The organism is Curtobacterium sp. NPDC086286 (assembly GCF_044746255.1).
In the GTDB taxonomy this organism is placed as follows: domain Bacteria; phylum Actinomycetota; class Actinomycetes; order Actinomycetales; family Microbacteriaceae; genus Curtobacterium.
The window spans coordinates 287,482-304,297 of sequence record NZ_JBIVBW010000006.1 but is presented as its reverse complement, the minus strand read 5'-3'; the positions used below and the strand labels follow the sequence as shown (position 1 = coordinate 304,297).

Below are 16,816 nucleotides of genomic sequence, written 5' to 3'. Positions count from 1 at the left end.
ACGGAACGTGCCAGACCGCACCGAAGGCGCAGGTCCACCGGGCACACGAGAACGGGGCCCGTGCCGCCCCGGCACAGACCCCGCTTCGCGTCCGGGTGACTACCGCGCGGTGGCCACCGCGTCGTTCGTCCCCGCAGCGACGCTCACGGGTGCACCCGTGACCGGAGTGGGCCGTCCCAGGGAACGGACGGTCCAACCCGCCTTGACCCAGTCGGCGACCGGGAGGCAGTTGCGGGCGTCGATCACCGTGCGACGCCCCACGATCGAGGCGAGCGCCGCGGGATCGGCGGCGATGACCTCGTCCCACTCGGTGAGGACGAGCACGACGTCGGCGTCCTCGATCGCACCCTCCATCGACGACGAGTAGGTGAGCGTCGGGAAGGAGCGGCGGGCGGTCTCCATCGCCTCCGGGTCCCACAGGGTGACCTGGGCGCCGCGGAGGTGCAGCGCAGCGGCGACGTTGAGCGCCGGCGAGTCCCGGACGTCGTCGGTGAGGGGCTTGAACGCCGCCCCGACGACGGCGACGCGACGGTTCAGCACGGAGCCGCCGAGCGCGTCGATCGTCATGTCGATGACGCGCTCGCGCTGCCCCATGTTGATCTCGTCGACCTGCTGCATGAGCCCGACGACACGACCGGCACCGAGCTCGTTCGCGCGGTGCATGAGCGCCCGGATGTCCTTCGGCAGGCAGCCCCCGCCGAAGCCGAGGCCGGCGTTCAGGAACTTCCGGCCGATGCGGGCGTCGTGCCCGAGGGCGTCGGCCAGGGTGGACACGTCCGCACCGGTGATCGCGCACATCTCGGAGATCGCGTTGATGAACGAGATCTTCGTGGCGAGGAACGCGTTCGCGCTGACCTTGACGAGCTCCGCCGTGGCGAGGTCGGTCGTGATGACCGGGGTGCCCTCGGCGATGGGTGCGGCGTAGACCTCGCGGATCACGGCGTCGGCCGACGCGGAGGCACCGCCCCAGACGAGCCGGTCCGGGTGCAGCGTGTCGTCGACGGCCTTGCCCTCGCGCAGGAACTCCGGGTTCCAGATGAGCTCGGCGTCGATGCCCGACGGGGTGAACTCGCGGACGATGCCGCGGAGCCGCTCGGCCGTGCCCACCGGGACCGTCGACTTGCCGACGATGAGGCCGGGGTGCGTGAGGTTCTCGGCGACACCGCGCGTGGCGTTCTCGACGTAGGTGAGGTTCGCGGCGTGCGACCCGGCGCGCTGCGGCGTCCCGACGCAGACGAAGTGGACGTCGGCCGCGGCCACGGCCTCGGGCAGCGACGCCGTGAAGCGGAGCTTGCCGCTGGCGACGTGCTTCGTGATGAGCTCCGGCAGTCCGGGCTCGTAGAACGGGACCTCACCGGCGGACAGGGCTGCGAGCTTGGCGGGATCGACGTCCACGCCGATGGTCTCGAAGCCCATCTCGGCCATGGCGGCCGCGTGGGTGGCACCGAGGTAGCCGGTGCCGATGACGCTGATGACGGGTGCCGGACGGGAGTCTGCGGTCTTCTTCTGAGCGGTCACTGCTTGACCTCCTGCAGGTCGTAGTCGGTGTCGGTGCGCGAGATGCCGGCCACGAAGGCCTGGAGGCTGTCGGCGCGGGAGTTGAGTCGCCAGTCGTTCGTGGTGCGGACGCCGTCCACGACCGTGGTCGCGGTCTCGCTGAAGTACGAGAAGCCGATGACGTCGCCGTTGGCCGGTTCCGCGAGGCCGTCGAAGAGCGAGGTGATCCACTTCGCCTTCTGCCCGTTGGTCACGCTCGTCCCGGTCTCGGTCGCACCGATCTCACTGAGGAGGATCTTCTTGTCCGGTGCGATCTGGCGGAGCTGGGCGAGGGTCTTGCCGAACGTGTTGTCGAAGGTCGGCGACTCGGAGGCGGTGCGGTAGTACCCGCTCATCCCGACCCAGTCGACGTACTTCGACTCCGGGTAGTACTCACGCAGGTACTCGAGCTGCATGTACTTGTCGTTGCCGAGCTTGTCGATGCGGCTCGGTGCCCAGTTCCAGATGACGTACTTGTTCGCGCCGCTGGCCTGGAAGACGTCGTGCACGTGCTGCCACATCGCGACGTAGGACCCGGCTGCGTTCTGCTGTGCCGTCCCCTCGGACCAGTTGTACCAAGAGCCGTTCATCTCGTGGTCGAGCCGGATGACCATCGGCTGCCCGTTCGCCGCGAGGGCCTTCGCGTACTTCGTGAGGTAGGCGTCGAACTTGCCCGAGACGATGTCCTCGTTCGTGTACCCGGGGACGTACTTCGCGTCGTTGCCCGTCTTGGCGGGTGCGGACTCCCAGGTCATGAGCGGCAGGCGGCCGTTCGCCCACGCGCGCTGGACGGCGGTGGCGTTGAAGTCCTGGTCGAAGCCCTGGAAGAAGCCGACCATGTTCGTGGCCTTGCCGACCTGCTGCGAGACCTCGTCGTACTCCGCCCAGTTGAAGGGGGACTGCGCGGTGTAGAGGCCGTACCAACGAGCCGGCTGCGCCATGATCTGCGCCTTGGTGGGGACGGAGATCGGGGTCGTGCCGGGGTCCTTCGAGGGGCCGCCGTTCGGGTTCGTGACGCCGTGGTTGCCGGAGCCGGAACCGTTGCCGGAGCCGCCGGAGCCACCGGAGCCGCTGCCCGAACCGGAGCCACCGGAGCCACTGCCGGAACCGGAGCCGCCGGAACCGCCGGAACCGTCGCCCGACCCTCCCGAACCGGACGCGCCGTCACCGGACCGTGCCCCGGCGGCCTTGGCGGCCCCGAGGTCCGACTGCAGCGACGCGATCTGCGCCTTGAGCTCGGCGATCTGGTCGGCACGCGAGCCGGACTGCGCGGTCGAGGAGTCGAGCTTGCCCTCGAGCGCCCAGATCTTCTCCTGGGCGGCCGTGAGCTTCGTCTGGAGCTCGGCCGCCGAGATCTTCTTCTTCGGCGGCGTCACACCGAGCGCCTGGTGGACCGCGGTGGACACCGAGCCCGCCGGGGACACCCAGACGTTCCAGGTGATGAGTCCGAGGACGAGGACGATGGCGGTGGTCCCGACCGCGGTGAGTCGTGCGTGCTTGCTGGACTGGGCCCACCAAGCACCTGAGGAGCGGATGAGGTCAGACAATGAGGAAGGCCTCCAGGGCGAAGATCGCGAAGCCGATGCAGTACGGGATCGCGGCGTACGGGTTGTACCGACGGACGCGTGCCGGGGCGGGGGCCGCCGCGGTCGCCGACTGCGACTGCGCTGCAGTGGCTGCCGAGCGGCGGGTCGCGAGCACCGTCGCGGTGGAGTTGGTGGTGGCGTCCGGGCCGAACAGGTCGTCGAACGCCCGGTCCACGGCGCGCTGGTCGTCGCCGTAGCCGGCTCCACCGGCCGGGGCCGGGGCAGCCGCGTCGATCGGGCTCACCGGGGTCTGGGTGGCGACGGCCGAGGGCTGCACCGCGTCCGCGGGGTCCTCCTCCATCGGTCCACCGGCGTACGCACCGGCACGGGTCCCCCAGCCGGACGCGTGCGCCAGGCGGAAGAAGCCGATGAGCCGGATCGGCATGAGGAAGAACGTCGACACGATGATGAACATCGGCAGGCGGAAGAAGTCGCTCGGCTTCTCGGCGAGGTGCCGCATCTGCCGGATCGCCATGCTGAGCACCGACGAGACGACCATGAGGGCCGCGACGTACACGAAGCCGGTGGAGAAGCCGTACTGCTGCAGGATCCCCTGGTAGAGGTTCTCGCCCTGGCCGGTGAAGGCGCGGTAGATCCAGCCGGCGATCACGCCGAACAGCATGAACGGCAGGATGATGTCGGTGAGGAAGAACACCGCGAGGATCGGCGCGTGGCCGAGCATCCACGGCAGCATCCGGAGCGTGTTGTACTGCGAACCACGGGCCCAGCGGAGCTGCTGCTTGAACAGCTTCTTCACCTGCAGCGGAGCGTCCGTGTAGACCAGCGACGTGTACTGGTAGACGGTCCGGTACCCCTCCTTGAGCGTGAGGTTCGTCAGCGTCCGGTCGTCGGACACCTCGAGGAACACGCCCATGAACTTCTCGTGCATGAAGCGATCCATGACGCGCACCAGGATGTCGCGGCGGAAGGCGATCGTGCGCCCGGGCAGGCAGCCGATCTGGCCGAGGACGCTCTGCGCGGGCATCGAGTACAGCGCGCGGGAGTTCTCCAGCCAGTCCGCCCAGCGGGTGATCCAGCTGCGGGTCGGCTCGAGGATGCGCTGGCGCGTCGTCACGCCGCCGACCGAGGCGTCCGCGAACGGCTTGAGCAGCTCGTCGAGGGTGCCGGGCGTCCACACCGTGTCCGAGTCGACGAGCACGGTGATGTCGCCGTTGGACATCTCGGTGCCGACCTTGACGGCGTTGCGCTTGCCCGGGATGGGCGTGTGCGTCCAGCGGACGAGTGGGGCGAACTCGTCACAGACCGCTTCGAGGGCCTCGTTGCGGGCGCCGTTGATGACGACGATGATCTCGCCGGGACGCTGCTCGACCATGCGGCCGATCACGTCGCGGAAGAGGTCGAGCGGTTCGTCCACGACGGGGACGACGACGCTCGTGGTGCCGGTGTAGGTGCCGGTGTAGGGGCGGTAGCGGGCGGACAGGATGACCTTGAGCAGCCAGAGCAACCAGATCACCGCGGAGTACACGGCGAACAGGTAGAACTCGGGGTGCCCTTCGACCATCTGCCTGATCTGCAGAATGAAGGTGAACATCGATCCCTGCTTCAACGTTCGAGGTGGAGATTCCGCGTCGTTGGGGAATCAGGGCCGGTTCGGGTGACCCCATTGATGCAGAACCGTGACCCGGTGCGCAACGCGACCCCCGACCGGGGGCGTTACGGGCACGTTACGGGGTACACCACGGTCCCCCTCCGCGTGTGGTCATCGTGTCCGCACTGGTGCTGACAGCACTCCGGTGGACCGCGTTCACCCTGCCACTCACCCTGTGCGGGTGGTGGACGGGCCAGGAGGCGCGGCTCGGCCCCCAGCGAAAGCCCTGTTCAGGTCATGGTCGCCGGGCGCGCCGCGAGCAGCTCCGGCCGTCGCCTCGCGTCGACGTGGTCAGCAGGATCACATCCCGGTAACGGACGCCCGACCTCGACATGCCGGGGTACAGGCAGATGTCGAACGGGGGACGCTGCACGTTACGGGGAATTCACTTCCGAGGACGTGTCAACTCGCTGCGAAACACGTCGGTCCGGGCGTGTCGCGGCGGGCGTCAGGCGCCGTAGAACTCGCGCTCGAAGACCTGACGTGCCCGGCGGGTGACCCCGAGGTAGTCCTCCTCGAGTTCCGAGGCGGACCCCGGCGGGTACTCCATCAGGCGTGCGATGCCCTCGAGCTGCACCCGGTCGACGGGCAGCACGTCCGTGGTCTTGCCCGACCAGAGCACGAGCGCGCTCCGGGTCCGCGAGGCGAAGCGCCAGGCGGCACCGAGACGCTCGGCGTCGTCGGGGGCGACGAGTCCGGCGTCGCGGGCGGCGTCGAGCGCCTCGAGCGTGGACGTCGTCCGGAGGCCGGGGATCGTCAGCGCGTGCTGCAGCTGGAGGAGCTGGACGAACCACTCCACGTCGCTCAGGGAACCGCGGCCGAGCTTGAGGTGCCGGGCGGGGTCCGCACCGCGCGGGAGGCGTTCGGACTCGACGCGGGCCTTGATGCGTCGGACCTCGCGCACCTGCTGGTCGTCGATGTGCTCCGGGTAGCGCGTGCGGTCGGCGAGGTGCTCGAAGTCACGCAGGAGCTGCGCGTCCCCGACCGCCCCACGGGCCCGGAGCAACGCCTGGGCCTCCCAAGTGAGCGACCAGCGGGCGTAGTACGCGCCGTAGGAGTCGAGCGTGCGCACCACGGGGCCGTTCTTGCCCTCGGGGCGGAGGTCGATGTCGAGGTCGAGAGGGTGGATCGCGTCGTCGGTCAAGCGGGCGAGCTCCCGCACGATGGTCTGCGCCGCTCGCGAAGCCTGTTCGGACGGGACGTCCTCGGTCGCCCGGTACACGTAGAGGACGTCGGCGTCCGAGCCGAAGCCGAGCTCACGGCCGCCGTACCGCCCCATCGCGATGACGCCGAACTCCAGGCCTGCCGGGGCGTCCCGTCGCGCGAGCGTGAGGGCACCGGCCAGGGTCGACTCGGTGACGTCGCTCAACGCCGGGCCGAGGGCATCGACGTCGAGGTGTCCGAGGACGGCGGCCATGCCGAGTCGGAGCGTCTCACGCCGGCGGGCGGACCGGACCAGGGCGGCCGCGCCGTCCACGTCGTCCCCGTGCCGTGCCGTCGTCGCCGTGACCTCGGCGAGCAGCGACTCGATCGGCCGGGGGCGCAGCAGCGCCTCCGGTTCGTCGAGCCAGGCCACCGCCTCGGGGAAGCGTTCGAGCAGCCCGGACAGGAACGCCGACTCCGAGAGCACGGTGGTGAGCGAGTGCGCCGCGCCGGAGGAGTCCCGGAGCATGCGGAGGAACCAGCTCGACTCCCCCAGGGTGTCGCTCAGCCGGCGGAAGGCCAGGAGCGCCCGGTCCGGTGCCGGTCCCTCGGCCATCCAGCGCAGGAGCACCGGCAGGAGGTTCCGCTGGATCGCCGCCCGGCGGCTCGTGCCCTGCGTCAGGGCCCGGATGTGACCGAGTGCCCCGGCGGGGTCCGCGAAGCCGATCGCGCCGAGCCGGTCGACCGCCTGGACGCTGGTGAGCACGATGTCGCCGTCGCTCGCGGCCACCGCGGACAGGAGCGGTCGGTAGAACAGGCGCTCGTGCAGGCCGCGGACCTCGAGCTTCACGGCGCGCCACCGTGTCTCGAGCGCCGCAGCGGACCGTGCGAGACCGCTCGACCGGGCGAGCACCCGGAGCTCGTCCTCGTCGGAGGGCATCAGGTGGGTGCGCTGCAGGCGGCGGAGCTGGATGCGGTGCTCGAGCAGGCGGAGCAGGGCGTAGTCCGGCCCGAAGCGGGCGGCCTCGGCACGGCCGACGTAGCCGGCGTCGGTGAGCGCGTCCATCGCCTCGAGCGTGGACCGGACCCGCACGGTCTCGTCGTCGCGGCCGTGCACGAGCTGCAGCAGCTGCACGGTGAACTCGACGTCGCGCAGACCGCCCGGCCCGAGCTTGAGCTGCCGGTCGACCTCGTCGTCGGGGATGTTGTCGGTGACCCGCTGCCGCATGCGCTGCACGGACTCGACGAACCCCGGTCGCTGCGCCGACGTCCACACGAAGTCGGCGACCGCGGTGGCGTAGCGCTCCCCCAGGTCGACCGACCCGGCGATCGGCCGCGCCTTGAGCAGGGCCTGGAACTCCCACTCCTTCGCCCAGCGCTCGTAGTACGCCACGTGGGAGTCGAGCGTCCGGACGAGCGCGCCGTCCTTGCCCTCCGGCCGGAGGTTCGCGTCGACCTCCCACAGCGCCGGTTCGGCCGCGAGGTCGGTGATGGCGTGCGTGGCCGCGATCGCCAGCCGCGTGGCGATGAGCACGGCGCGGTCGGTCCCCACGCCCGTGCCCGCTTCGTCGTCGCGGGTGGGTTCGGTGACGAAGATGACGTCGACATCGCTGACGTAGTTGAGTTCGCGGGCCCCGGCCTTGCCCATCGCGATGACGGCGAGCGGCGTCGCCTCGACGTCGGCCGCGGGGAACGGGACCTCGCGCCGGGCGACGTCCACCGCGGCCTCGAGCGCGGCACCGGCGAGGTCGGCCAGCCCGGCCGCGACGGCGGGGAACGCCTCGGTCGGCGCGGCGTTCAGGACGTCGAACAGCGCGATCTGGGCCAGGTGCCGGCGGTAGCGCACCCGGAGCCGGAGTCGGGCGTCCTCACCCGTGGCACCGTCGATCGCGGCGAGCAACGAGTCGGTGTACTCCTGCTGCGACCACGGCGCCGTCACCGGCGCCAGGAGCAGGTCGATCTCCGCCGGACGGCGGTGCAGGAACTCACCGAGCCCGACCGACGCACCGAGGAGCCGCACGAGCCGTTCGGTGGCGGCGTCGTCCGCGAGGACCGGACGCAGTTCGTCCGGCGCGCGCTCGAGCAGCCGCTCGAGCGCGCGGAGTGCGCCGTCGGGATCGGCCGTGGACTCCCACAGTGCCGGGGACCCGCTCACCGGCACCTGCAGGTCGGGGCCGAACCGCGCCTCCAGGTCGGCGATGCGTTCCAGGCTCTCCGACAGCTCCGCGAAGCCCAGGCGGGCCAACTCGGAACGCGACGTCGTCGTCCGACCGGTCATGTGGTGCGTGCCCCCGGTGCCGTCAGAGCGCGCCGAGGTTCGTGTCGAGCTCGAACGGCGTGACCTGGTCGCGGTAGGCCTTCCACTCCTGGCGCTTGTTCAGCAGCACGAAGTTGAAGACCTGCTCGCCGAGCGTCTCCGCCACGAGTTCCGAGTCCTCCATGAGGCTCAGCGCGTGGTCGAGGCTCGCCGGCAGCTGGCTGTACCCGAGGGCACGGCGCTCGGAGTCGGACAGGCTCCAGACGTTGTCCTCGGCCTCTGGTGGCAGCTCGTAGCCCTCGTCGATGCCCTTGAGCCCCGCGGCCAGCAGCAGCGAGTACGCGAGGTACGGGTTCGCCGCCGAGTCGATACCGCGGTACTCGATGCGGGCGGACTGGCCCTTGTTCGGCTTGTACAGCGGGACGCGCACGAGGGCCGAGCGGTTGTTGTGGCCCCAGGTCACGAACGACGGGGCCTCGTCACCGCCCCAGAGGCGCTTGTACGAGTTCACGAACTGGTTCGTGACGGCGGTGATCTCCGGCGCGTGCTTGAGGACGCCGGCGATGAAGTGCTTCGCGGTGTCGGACAGCTGGTACTGACCGCCCGCCTCGTAGAAGGCGTTCTGGTCGCCCTCGAACAGCGACACGTGCGTGTGCATGCCCGAGCCCGGCTGGCCGGAGATCGGCTTCGGCATGAACGTCGCGTAGACGCCCTGCTCGATCGCGACCTCCTTCACGACGGTGCGGAACGTCATGATGTTGTCCGCCATCGTCAGTGCATCGGCGTAGCGGAGGTCGATCTCGTTCTGGCCGGGGCCGGCCTCGTGGTGGGAGAACTCCACCGAGATGCCGAGGTCCTCGAGCATCCGGACGGACCGGCGACGGAAGTCGTGCGCGCTGCCACCGGGGACGTTGTCGAAGTAGCCGGCGCGGTCGACGGGCTGCGGGCCGCCGTCCTTCCAGTCGCGGCTCTTCAGCAGGTAGAACTCGATCTCGGGGTGCGTGTAGAACGTGAAGCCGCGCTCGCTCGCCTTCGCCAGCGTGCGCTTGAGCACGTTGCGCGGGTCGGCGACGGCGGGCTGGCCGTCCGGCGTCGTGATGTCGCAGAACATCCGCGCGGTCGGGTCGATCTCGCCGCGCCACGGGAGGATCTGGAACGTCGACGGGTCCGGGTGGGCCAGGACGTCCGCCTCGTACGAGCGCGTGAGGCCCTCGATCGCGGAGCCGTCGAACCCGATGCCCTCGGCGAACGCGCCCTCGACCTCGGCCGGGGCGATCGCCACGGACTTCAGGGTCCCGATGACGTCCGTGAACCAGAGTCGGATGAACTTGATGCCCCGCTCCTCGATGGTGCGGAGCACGAAGTCCGTCTGCTTGTCCATTGACGCCCTTTCCGTGGTGCAGCTGGTCCAGCTGGGAGTCTCAGCCTATTGGTCTTCGTCGTCCCAACGCTCGTTGTTCGCCTTGATCCGGTCCAGGGCGTGTTGCGCTTCCTCACGCGAGGCGAACGGGCCGATCCGGTCGCGCTGCGGCGACTGCGGGCCCTGCTCGACGGCGTGCGTCTTCTCGTTGAACCACCACTGGGACTCGATGCGTTCGTCACTCATGCCGCCACCGTACCCAGGTGGGGCGGCGGCGGTGCGGGCGGGTCGCGCCACGCGCGCCGGGTGACCGCCTGGAGGCGCGGCTGGCGTCCGTCGGGCCGGCACCGCGCCTCCAGGCGGTCGCGTCCGCGCCCCGCGGCGAGGTTTCGCGCTGGGCGACAGTTCACGGGCCCCACGACGCGTGAGGTGTCGTTGAGCGCGTGAGGACGGAACTGTTCCCCGCGCACCGGCCGCGTCCGCGCGACACGCGGCCCCGGCTAGAGTGGTCCGCATGCCCCGGGACGAACACGGACACCTGACCGCCGGCCGCATCTCCCCGCTGCGGTCCGTCCCGAAGGAGATCGAGCGTCCGGAGTACGTCGGCAAGGCCGAGCCGCACGAGCACGGACTCGGCGACACGTACACCCCGGACGAGGTCGAGCGGATCCGGACCGCCGGGCGCATCGCCTCCCAGGCCATCGACGCCGTCGGCGCGGCGATCCGCCCCGGTGTCACGACGGACGAGCTCGACCGGATCGGCCACGAGTTCGTCGTCGCGCACGGCGCCTACCCCTCGACGCTCGGCTACCGCGGCTACCCGAAGTCCCTCTGCTCGAGCCTCAACGAGGTCATCTGCCACGGCATCCCCGACGACACCGTCCTGCAGGAGGGCGACCTCGTCAACATCGACATCACCGCCTACAAGGACGGGATGCACGGCGACACGAACCGCACCTTCATCGTCGGGCAGGCGTCGCAGGAGGTCGAGGACCTCGTGACCCGCACGCGACTCGCCCTCGAGCGCGGGATCAAGGCCGTCGCCCCGGGCCGGCAGGTGAACGTCATCGGCCGTGCCATCGAGGCGTACGCGAAGCGCTTCGGCTACGGCGTCGTCCGCGACTACACCGGCCACGGCGTCGGGCGGGCGTTCCACTCCGGGCTGATCATCCCCCACTACGACGCTCCGCGCTTCGACGACGTCATGGAACCCGGCATGGTCTTCACGATCGAGCCGATGCTCACGCTCGGCGGCATCGACGCCGACATCTGGGCCGACGACTGGACCGTCTCCACCCGGGACAAGTCGTGGACCGCACAGTTCGAACACACCCTCGTCGTCACCGAGCGCGGCGCGGAACTCCTCACGGTCTCCTGACCTCCACACCGAAAGGCTCCTCATGACCTCCCTCGCAGTCGGCGTCGACATCGGCGGTACGGGCATCAAGGGCGCGATCGTCGACGTCTCCACCGGCGAACTCACCACCGACCGGATCAAGAAGGCCACGCCCGAGGGCGGGAAGCCGCACGACATCGTCGCCGTGGCCGCGTCCATCCTCGACGAGCTCGCTCCGGCGTCGGACGTGCCCGTCGGGGTCTGCTTCCCGGCGATCGTCCGCGACGGCAAGACCATGTCCGCGGCGAACGTCTCGAAGAAGTGGATCGGCTTCGAGGCCGAGGCGCTCTTCGAGAAGGAGCTCGGCCGCTCCATCCACTTCGTCAACGACGCCGACGCCGCCGGGTTCGCCGAGCAGCAGTTCGGTGCGGCGAAGGGCAAGGACGGCCTGGTCGTCGTCACGACGCTCGGCACCGGGATCGGCACGGCGCTCATCAACGACGGCGTGCTCATCGTGAACTCGGAGCTCGGGCACCTCGAGATCGACGGGCACGACGCCGAGTCGCGCGCCTCGTTCGCCGCGAAGGAGCGCGACGACCTGTCGTGGAAGCACTGGGCGAAGCGGCTGCAGAAGTACTACTCCACGCTCGAGGCCCTGCTCTCCCCGGAGCTCTTCGTCGTCGGTGGCGGGGTCTCGAAGCAGTACGAGGAGTTCCTGCCGCTGCTCGACCTGCAGGCGGACATCATCCCGGCGACGCTCCGGAACAACGCGGGCATCATCGGCGCCGCGACCCTGGCCGCGCGGAGCGCCTGACGCGTCGACGCGCCGTCGTCGCGGCCTCGCCGCGGGTCGAACCACGAATCCGACATCGAACCGGCCCACGCCGCTGGTTCGATGTCGGATTCGTGGTTCGACGTGGCCCCGTGCCCGGTAGACTCGTGCTCGCGAATGGGTCGGTGAGACGGTCGCGTCACTCCCCCGGGAGTGCCGAGGAACGTCCGGGCTCCACAGAGCAGGGCGGTGGGTAACACCCACCCGGAGCAATCCGCGAGACAGTGCCACAGAAAGCAGACCGCCGGCGGCGACGTCGGTAAGGGTGAAACGGTGGTGTAAGAGACCACCAGGGGTCCGGGTGACCGGATCCGCTCGGTAAACCTCGCCCGGAGCAAGGTCAGACAGAGGACGCTGAGGCTGCTCGCCGAGTCCTCGGGTAGACCGCTGGAGGCCGACGGCAACGTCGGTCCGAGAGAGATGGCCGTCACCGCCGCGCGAGCGGCGGGACAGAACCCGGCGTACGGCCGGCCCATTCGCACCCCACGCTCGGCGTGCAAGCGCGGCGCGCGCGCCGACCGCGGCACTGTGCGAGGTTCCGTGCTGCGTGCGACGCCAGCGCCCTCGCACGCAGCGCGAGACCTCGCACACTGCGCCCACGTGCGACGTGACGCGACCAGCGCACGCACGCGACGGACGGGAGGCGCGGTGCCAGCCGACACCGCGCCTCCCGTTCGTCGTCAGGTCGCGCCTAGAGCCCGGACTCCGCGGTCCGCACCAGGATCGCGTCGCTGTCGGGGCAGAGCACGACGTCGTCGGGCGCTGCCCGCCGGATGGTCTGCAGGTCGGAGTTCGTGAGCGTCACGCCGGACGCCGTGGACACCCCGCCCTGCAGCAGCGAGGCGCCGAAGCCGTACCGTGCCCGCTGCCGGTCGTACAGCGCGAGGAGGTCCGCCGGCACCTTCGCGGCGACGGCGGCACGGCTCTGCGTGGCCGATTCACGGTCGGACTCGAGCCGGGCGATCTCGGCGTCGCGCTCGGCCACGAGCCCGGCACGCGCGGCCTCGACGTCGGCGAGCTGCGCTTCGATGTCACCGACGCGGGCGCGGAAGCCGTCCAGGTTCTCCATGACCTCGAGCTCAGCGGTCTCGAGGTCCCCGATGCGGCGCTGCAGCGACTCGAGCTCGCTCTGGAGACCAGCGGCGTCCTTCGCGCTGGACACGTTCTGGAGCATCGTGGTGTCACGCTCCACACGGGCCTGCGCCGTGGCGGTGTCGGACTCGAGGCGGGCGAGTTCGCGCTCGGCGTCCTCGACCTCGCCGGTGGCCGCCGCGAGCTGGGCGCGCAGCCCCGCCGCCGTGGTGCCGAGCTCGGTGAGCCGGTCGCCCTTCTGCAGCGACGTGATGCGGTGCGCGATCCGGGTGACGTCGTTGTCGAGACGCTGGACGTCGAGGAGGATGACCTGGTCCTCGGGTGCTGCCTTCATGGTCAGACTCCTTGTGTGTCGGTGGTGGGTTCGGCGGCCGGCAGGACGGCGAAGTCCCACGGGTCGGTGCGGAGGTCGCTCACGGTGACGCGGACGCCCGCGGCGCGGCGGAGTTGCTCGGCGGCGACGTCGAGCCAGAGCCACTCGGTGGCCCAGTGCGAGGTGTCGATGAGGGCGGGTCCGCCGACGAGCATCGCCTGCTCGCGGAACTCGGACGCCGGGTGGTGCCGGAGGTCGCTCGTGACGTAGACGTCGGCACCGAGCACGTCGGGGTGGCCGAGGTACGCGTCACCGGCGCCGGCGCAGAGCGCGACGGAACGGACGGGCCGGTCGAACTCCCCCGAGACCCGGACGCCGGTCGCGGTGCCGGGCAGGAGGTCCACCAGCGCCCGGGCGAGCGCGCCGAGCGTGGTCGGTTCGGCGAGCACCCCGACGCGGCCGATGCCCGTCGACGGGTCCGCACCGGCCTCGAGCGGGCGCTGGTCGGTCAGGCCGAGCCGGTCGGCGAGCACGGCCGAGGTGCCCGTCGTCACGACGTCGGCGTTGGTGTGCGCGGCGACGAGGGCTGCCCCGCCGCGCACGAGGGTGGCGAGCACGCTGCCCTTGTAGGTCGACTCGGCGATCGTGGTGACGCCGCGGAGCAGCAACGGGTGGTGGGTGAGCAGCAGGTCAGCGCCGAGCTCGACCGTCTCGCGGGCGGTGGCCGGGACGGCGTCGACCGCGAGGTGCACGTGCTCGACCGTCTGGTCGGGGTCCCCCGCCACGAGCCCGACGGAGTCCCAGGACTCGGCGCCGGCGGCGGGCCACAGGTCTTCGATCACGGCCTGGAGTTCGCGGAGCGTCGGCATCCCGTCAGTCTACCGAGCCGCCCGGGTCGGTCCGGGCGCCCTGTGGACGACCACGGGACCGAGCAGCACTGTGGACGACGGGCGACGCGCGGCTGCCCGGTGGATCAGCGGCGACCGAACGCGCGCATGACGACGGCGACGAAGCGCGTCCACCACCCGGCGGAGGCACGGTCCTCGGACGCGACGTCGGCTGCGTGGGCGGGGTGCCCAGCGGGCGTGTGCGCGGCGGGCGCGTGGGCGGCCGTCTCGGCGGTCGTCGGGACGACGGCCTCCGGGAGCACGACAGGCGTGCTGGCCGTCGCGCCGGCGTGCGCCGTCAGCGCGGCGGCGAACGCGGCACGGTCGATCACGGTCGGCCCGGTCGCGGGCTGGACGAGCGGCGTGGGTCGCGTGTTCGCGGACACCGGTGAGACGACCGGGAGGGACAGCACCGGTCGAGCGGGCTCGTCGCGTCCCGGCGTGGTCGCCTCGGGGGCGTCGATCGCGTCCACGACCTCGGTCGCGTCCACGAGTGCGGGAGCCGGTGCGGAGCCCGTCGCGGTGACGACGGCGGTGACGACGGCGGACGCCGGGACGGCGGCCGACGCAGGCACGCCGGCGACCGGCACGCTGCCCGTCGCCGCACGCCGCGCCGCGGCACGGTCACGACGATCGGCCTCGAGCGCGGCATCGGCCAGCAGGTCCGCGAAGACGGCGTGGGCGAACGCCCGAGCGGCTTCGACCTCGGGGTCGCGCTGTCCGGCGACGGTGGCCTCCCACGCGGCGAGGCGAGCGAGGTCCTCGTCACGACGACGGACCTCGTCCTCGAGGATCACGATGCGCTCGATCGTGGTGCGCCCGCTGGCCGAGGACACCTCGACGGCGAGGTCCTCGATGCGGAGGGCGAGGCGCTCCGGTGGTTCGGGGAAGGACGGCGCGCAGACCGCGGCGTGCCGAGCACGGTCGCGGGGGCGACGGAAGGCGGAGTCGTCGACCGGCACACCGGCGTCGACGACGGCCGCGGCGCCGCTGGTCGTGGCGGGCTCGACGGGGGCGTCCGACGCTGCGTCCGGACGCTGCACGGGCCCGGTGACCGGCGGGACCACGAGGTCCGACAGGTACGGGGCGCGCGTCGCCGGGGCGTCACGGAGCCACTCCTCGAGCTCGCGACCGAACGGGTCGACGAGGGGGGTGCGTGCACCGGACTGCGTTTCCATGATCGAAGGATAAATATCGCAACGCTCATCTCGGCGGACATCCCCGGTGTGTCGCCGGAGTCCCTGCCATATCGCCTCGAAGGTGAACGGCGTGTCGCGGACGGTGTCAGAGCGTGCGCTCGAGGTCGTCCACGAGTGCACGGCCGTCCGGCCAGGCACCGACACCACTGGCGACGTTCACGTGGCCGAGCGCGCCGACCCGGACGACTCCGGCACCGAGGACGTCCGCGAACCCCAGGGCCCGGTCGAGCGTGCAGTACGGGTCGTCGTCGCTGACCACCAGACGCGTCGGGACCGCAGGGGCCGCCTGGGCCACCGGCTCGACGAACCCGGCCGCTGCGGCGGGGAACCCCGGCGCGAGCGGGTCCGGCGGCGCCACGAGGAAGGCACCCGCGACCTCGGCGTGTCCGCGCTGACCGAGCCACGCGGCGACGGCGAGGACGCCCAGGCTGTGCGCGATGAGCACCGGCGGTTCGTCGACGGCGGCCACGGCGCTGGTGATCGCGCGGGACCAGTCGTCCGGGTCGGGCTCGCTCCACGACGCCGGTGCGATCCGGACGACCGCGCCCGGGTCCTCGGCCGACCGGTCGTCCTGCCACAGCGACTGCCAGTGGTCGGGGTCGGAGTTCCAGATCCCGGGGACGATCACCCACGGTCGAGGTCTGCGCACCCTCGAAGCGTAGTGGGGGTCGGATCAGCCGTGCAGCGTGTCGCGCGGGTACTCGCCGAACCGGGCGGCGTACGCCCCGGAGAACCGTCCGAGGTGGGCGAAACCCCACCGCACGGCGATCGCGGCGACCGTGACGTCACCGGGCGACGAGCGGCGGAGTTCCTCGCGGACGCGGTCGAGCCGGATGCCGCGCAGCATCGCGTTGGGCGCCGTACCGACCTGCCGCTGGAACGCCTGCTGGAGCCCGCGCACGCTGAGCCCGACGTGTTCGGCGACGTCGGTCGTGCTGATCGGGGTGTGGGCGAACGCGTGCATGTACTCGACGGCCTCGCGGACCCGGCCGGTGGCGCCCTGCGGCAGGGTGATGTCCGGCGCGAGCACGGTGTGCGGGAAGGTGCGGAGGAGCGCGAGGGCGGTGTCCCGGGCGGTCTCCGCGAGGACCAGCTGCGACACCGGTGCCTCGCCGAGCACGGTCTCGGCGGCCCGGCGGACCTGGGCGTTCCACCCGCGGAGGTCCTCGCGCCGCGGCGGCTGGGTGTGGTCGAACACGAGCGGGGCCGGCTGCGTGCCGTGCTCCTCGGCCGCCACGCCCTCGAGGAACGTGCGATCGAACTGGACCAGGCTCTGCCGGAGGTCCTGCAGGTCGAAGGCGAACGGTCGACCGGTCGGGAACATCATCGGCGTGCCGGGCGTGAAGGCGACCTCCTGCCGCCCGACGTCGACGGTGCCCCCACCGTCGGCGAGCCACATCACGACGTACTCGTCGCCGGACTCGAGCTCGCCCTGCATCCGGGCGTCGAACCGGGTGGAGCGGAAGGACATCGTCTCGTCGCCCGTGACCCGGAAGCGGTAGCCGAACGGGCGTTCCGTGCGCTCCGCCTGGAAGCCCACGCTCTCGTACGCGTCCTCGTACATCTGGATCGCCGCCTCGAGGTCGGCCCCGGACGTCTCGAAGCTGATCCTGGGGTCGGGCTCGACGTTCATCGACTGGATCGTGACACGGCGGCACGGAACCCA

The 16,816-nt window shown here is 71.3% G+C and carries 13 protein-coding genes and 1 other RNA gene; 3 read left to right on the top strand and 11 right to left on the bottom strand.

Annotated features, from left to right (window positions below):
* Positions 1-99: 99 nt before the first annotated feature.
* The 6 genes from ACIPKM_RS13195 to ACIPKM_RS13170 all read right to left on the bottom strand — a co-directional run bounded on the left by ACIPKM_RS13195 (position 100) and on the right by ACIPKM_RS13170 (position 9,737).
* Positions 100-1,518: a UDP-glucose/GDP-mannose dehydrogenase family protein gene (locus tag ACIPKM_RS13195; protein WP_070418786.1), complete on the bottom strand. Its 1,419-nt coding sequence runs from the start codon at positions 1,516-1,518 to the stop codon at positions 100-102.
* Complete coding sequence (locus tag ACIPKM_RS13190) at positions 1,515-3,083, bottom strand: glycosyl hydrolase (RefSeq protein ID WP_402736887.1); 1,569 nt, start codon at positions 3,081-3,083, stop codon at positions 1,515-1,517. The genes ACIPKM_RS13195 and ACIPKM_RS13190 overlap by 4 nt, the downstream gene beginning before the upstream one ends.
* Complete coding sequence (locus ACIPKM_RS13185; protein WP_070418784.1) at positions 3,076-4,674, bottom strand: glycosyltransferase family 2 protein; 1,599 nt, start codon at positions 4,672-4,674, stop codon at positions 3,076-3,078. Before ACIPKM_RS13185 ends, ACIPKM_RS13190 begins: the two co-directional genes overlap by 8 nt.
* Positions 4,675-5,179: 505 nt before the next feature.
* Entirely contained in the window at positions 5,180-8,152 is a 2,973-nt protein-coding gene (locus tag ACIPKM_RS13180; protein WP_402736886.1) for a bifunctional [glutamine synthetase] adenylyltransferase/[glutamine synthetase]-adenylyl-L-tyrosine phosphorylase, read from the bottom strand.
* 22 nt (positions 8,153-8,174) lie between these two features.
* Complete coding sequence (glnA, locus tag ACIPKM_RS13175) at positions 8,175-9,512, bottom strand: type I glutamate--ammonia ligase (protein ID WP_070418782.1); 1,338 nt, start codon at positions 9,510-9,512, stop codon at positions 8,175-8,177.
* Between the two features lie 45 nt (positions 9,513-9,557).
* Positions 9,558-9,737, bottom strand: a complete 180-nt coding sequence (locus ACIPKM_RS13170) for an SPOR domain-containing protein (protein WP_070418781.1) — start codon at positions 9,735-9,737, stop codon at positions 9,558-9,560.
* A 268-nt stretch (positions 9,738-10,005) separates the two neighbouring features.
* Between ACIPKM_RS13170 and map the strand changes: the two genes are divergently transcribed.
* The 3 genes from map to rnpB all read left to right on the top strand — a co-directional run bounded on the left by map (position 10,006) and on the right by rnpB (position 12,138).
* Positions 10,006-10,869 (top strand): type I methionyl aminopeptidase, encoded by an 864-nt coding sequence (gene map / locus ACIPKM_RS13165; RefSeq protein WP_261646026.1) that lies wholly within the window; start codon positions 10,006-10,008, stop codon positions 10,867-10,869.
* A gap of 22 nt (positions 10,870-10,891) precedes the next feature.
* Positions 10,892-11,641, top strand: a complete 750-nt coding sequence (gene ppgK / locus ACIPKM_RS13160; RefSeq protein WP_070418779.1) for a polyphosphate--glucose phosphotransferase — start codon at positions 10,892-10,894, stop codon at positions 11,639-11,641.
* Positions 11,642-11,777: 136 nt separating this feature from the next.
* Positions 11,778-12,138: RNase P RNA component class A (gene rnpB / locus ACIPKM_RS13155), an RNA gene on the top strand.
* Positions 12,139-12,350: 212 nt separating this feature from the next.
* Here the strand turns inward: rnpB and ACIPKM_RS13150 are convergent.
* From ACIPKM_RS13150 to ACIPKM_RS13130, 5 genes are all read right to left on the bottom strand, one after another.
* Complete coding sequence (locus ACIPKM_RS13150; protein WP_071301951.1) at positions 12,351-13,085, bottom strand: zinc ribbon domain-containing protein; 735 nt, start codon at positions 13,083-13,085, stop codon at positions 12,351-12,353.
* A gap of 2 nt (positions 13,086-13,087) precedes the next feature.
* A complete protein-coding gene (locus ACIPKM_RS13145; RefSeq protein WP_402736885.1) occupies positions 13,088-13,933 on the bottom strand; it encodes a Nif3-like dinuclear metal center hexameric protein in 846 nt (281 codons plus the stop codon).
* Between the two features lie 104 nt (positions 13,934-14,037).
* Positions 14,038-15,129, bottom strand: coding sequence for a hypothetical protein (locus ACIPKM_RS13140; protein WP_402736884.1), 1,092 nt, complete (start codon positions 15,127-15,129; stop codon positions 14,038-14,040).
* 106 nt (positions 15,130-15,235) lie between these two features.
* Positions 15,236-15,799, bottom strand: a complete 564-nt coding sequence (locus ACIPKM_RS13135; protein ID WP_402736883.1) for an RBBP9/YdeN family alpha/beta hydrolase — start codon at positions 15,797-15,799, stop codon at positions 15,236-15,238.
* A gap of 24 nt (positions 15,800-15,823) precedes the next feature.
* Positions 15,824-16,783, bottom strand: a complete 960-nt coding sequence (locus ACIPKM_RS13130; RefSeq protein WP_092387455.1) for a helix-turn-helix domain-containing protein — start codon at positions 16,781-16,783, stop codon at positions 15,824-15,826.
* Positions 16,784-16,816: the final 33 nt, after the last annotated feature.

What these genes read in the sequence shown, in the direction of transcription:
- ACIPKM_RS13185 (WP_070418784.1), bottom strand. Translation starts at nt 4,674, where the DNA reads ATGTTCACCTTCATTCTGCAGATCAGGCAGATGGTCGAAGGGCACCCC.
- ACIPKM_RS13180 (WP_402736886.1), bottom strand. Translation starts at nt 8,152, where the DNA reads ATGACCGGTCGGACGACGACGTCGCGTTCCGAGTTGGCCCGCCTGGGC.
- glnA (WP_070418782.1), bottom strand. Translation starts at nt 9,512, where the DNA reads ATGGACAAGCAGACGGACTTCGTGCTCCGCACCATCGAGGAGCGGGGC.
- ACIPKM_RS13170 (WP_070418781.1), bottom strand. Translation starts at nt 9,737, where the DNA reads ATGAGTGACGAACGCATCGAGTCCCAGTGGTGGTTCAACGAGAAGACG.
- map (WP_261646026.1), top strand. Translation starts at nt 10,006, where the DNA reads ATGCCCCGGGACGAACACGGACACCTGACCGCCGGCCGCATCTCCCCG.
- ppgK (WP_070418779.1), top strand. Translation starts at nt 10,892, where the DNA reads ATGACCTCCCTCGCAGTCGGCGTCGACATCGGCGGTACGGGCATCAAG.
- ACIPKM_RS13150 (WP_071301951.1), bottom strand. Translation starts at nt 13,085, where the DNA reads ATGAAGGCAGCACCCGAGGACCAGGTCATCCTCCTCGACGTCCAGCGT.
- ACIPKM_RS13145 (WP_402736885.1), bottom strand. Translation starts at nt 13,933, where the DNA reads ATGCCGACGCTCCGCGAACTCCAGGCCGTGATCGAAGACCTGTGGCCC.
- ACIPKM_RS13140 (WP_402736884.1), bottom strand. Translation starts at nt 15,129, where the DNA reads ATGGAAACGCAGTCCGGTGCACGCACCCCCCTCGTCGACCCGTTCGGT.
- ACIPKM_RS13130 (WP_092387455.1), bottom strand. Translation starts at nt 16,783, where the DNA reads ATGAACGTCGAGCCCGACCCCAGGATCAGCTTCGAGACGTCCGGGGCC.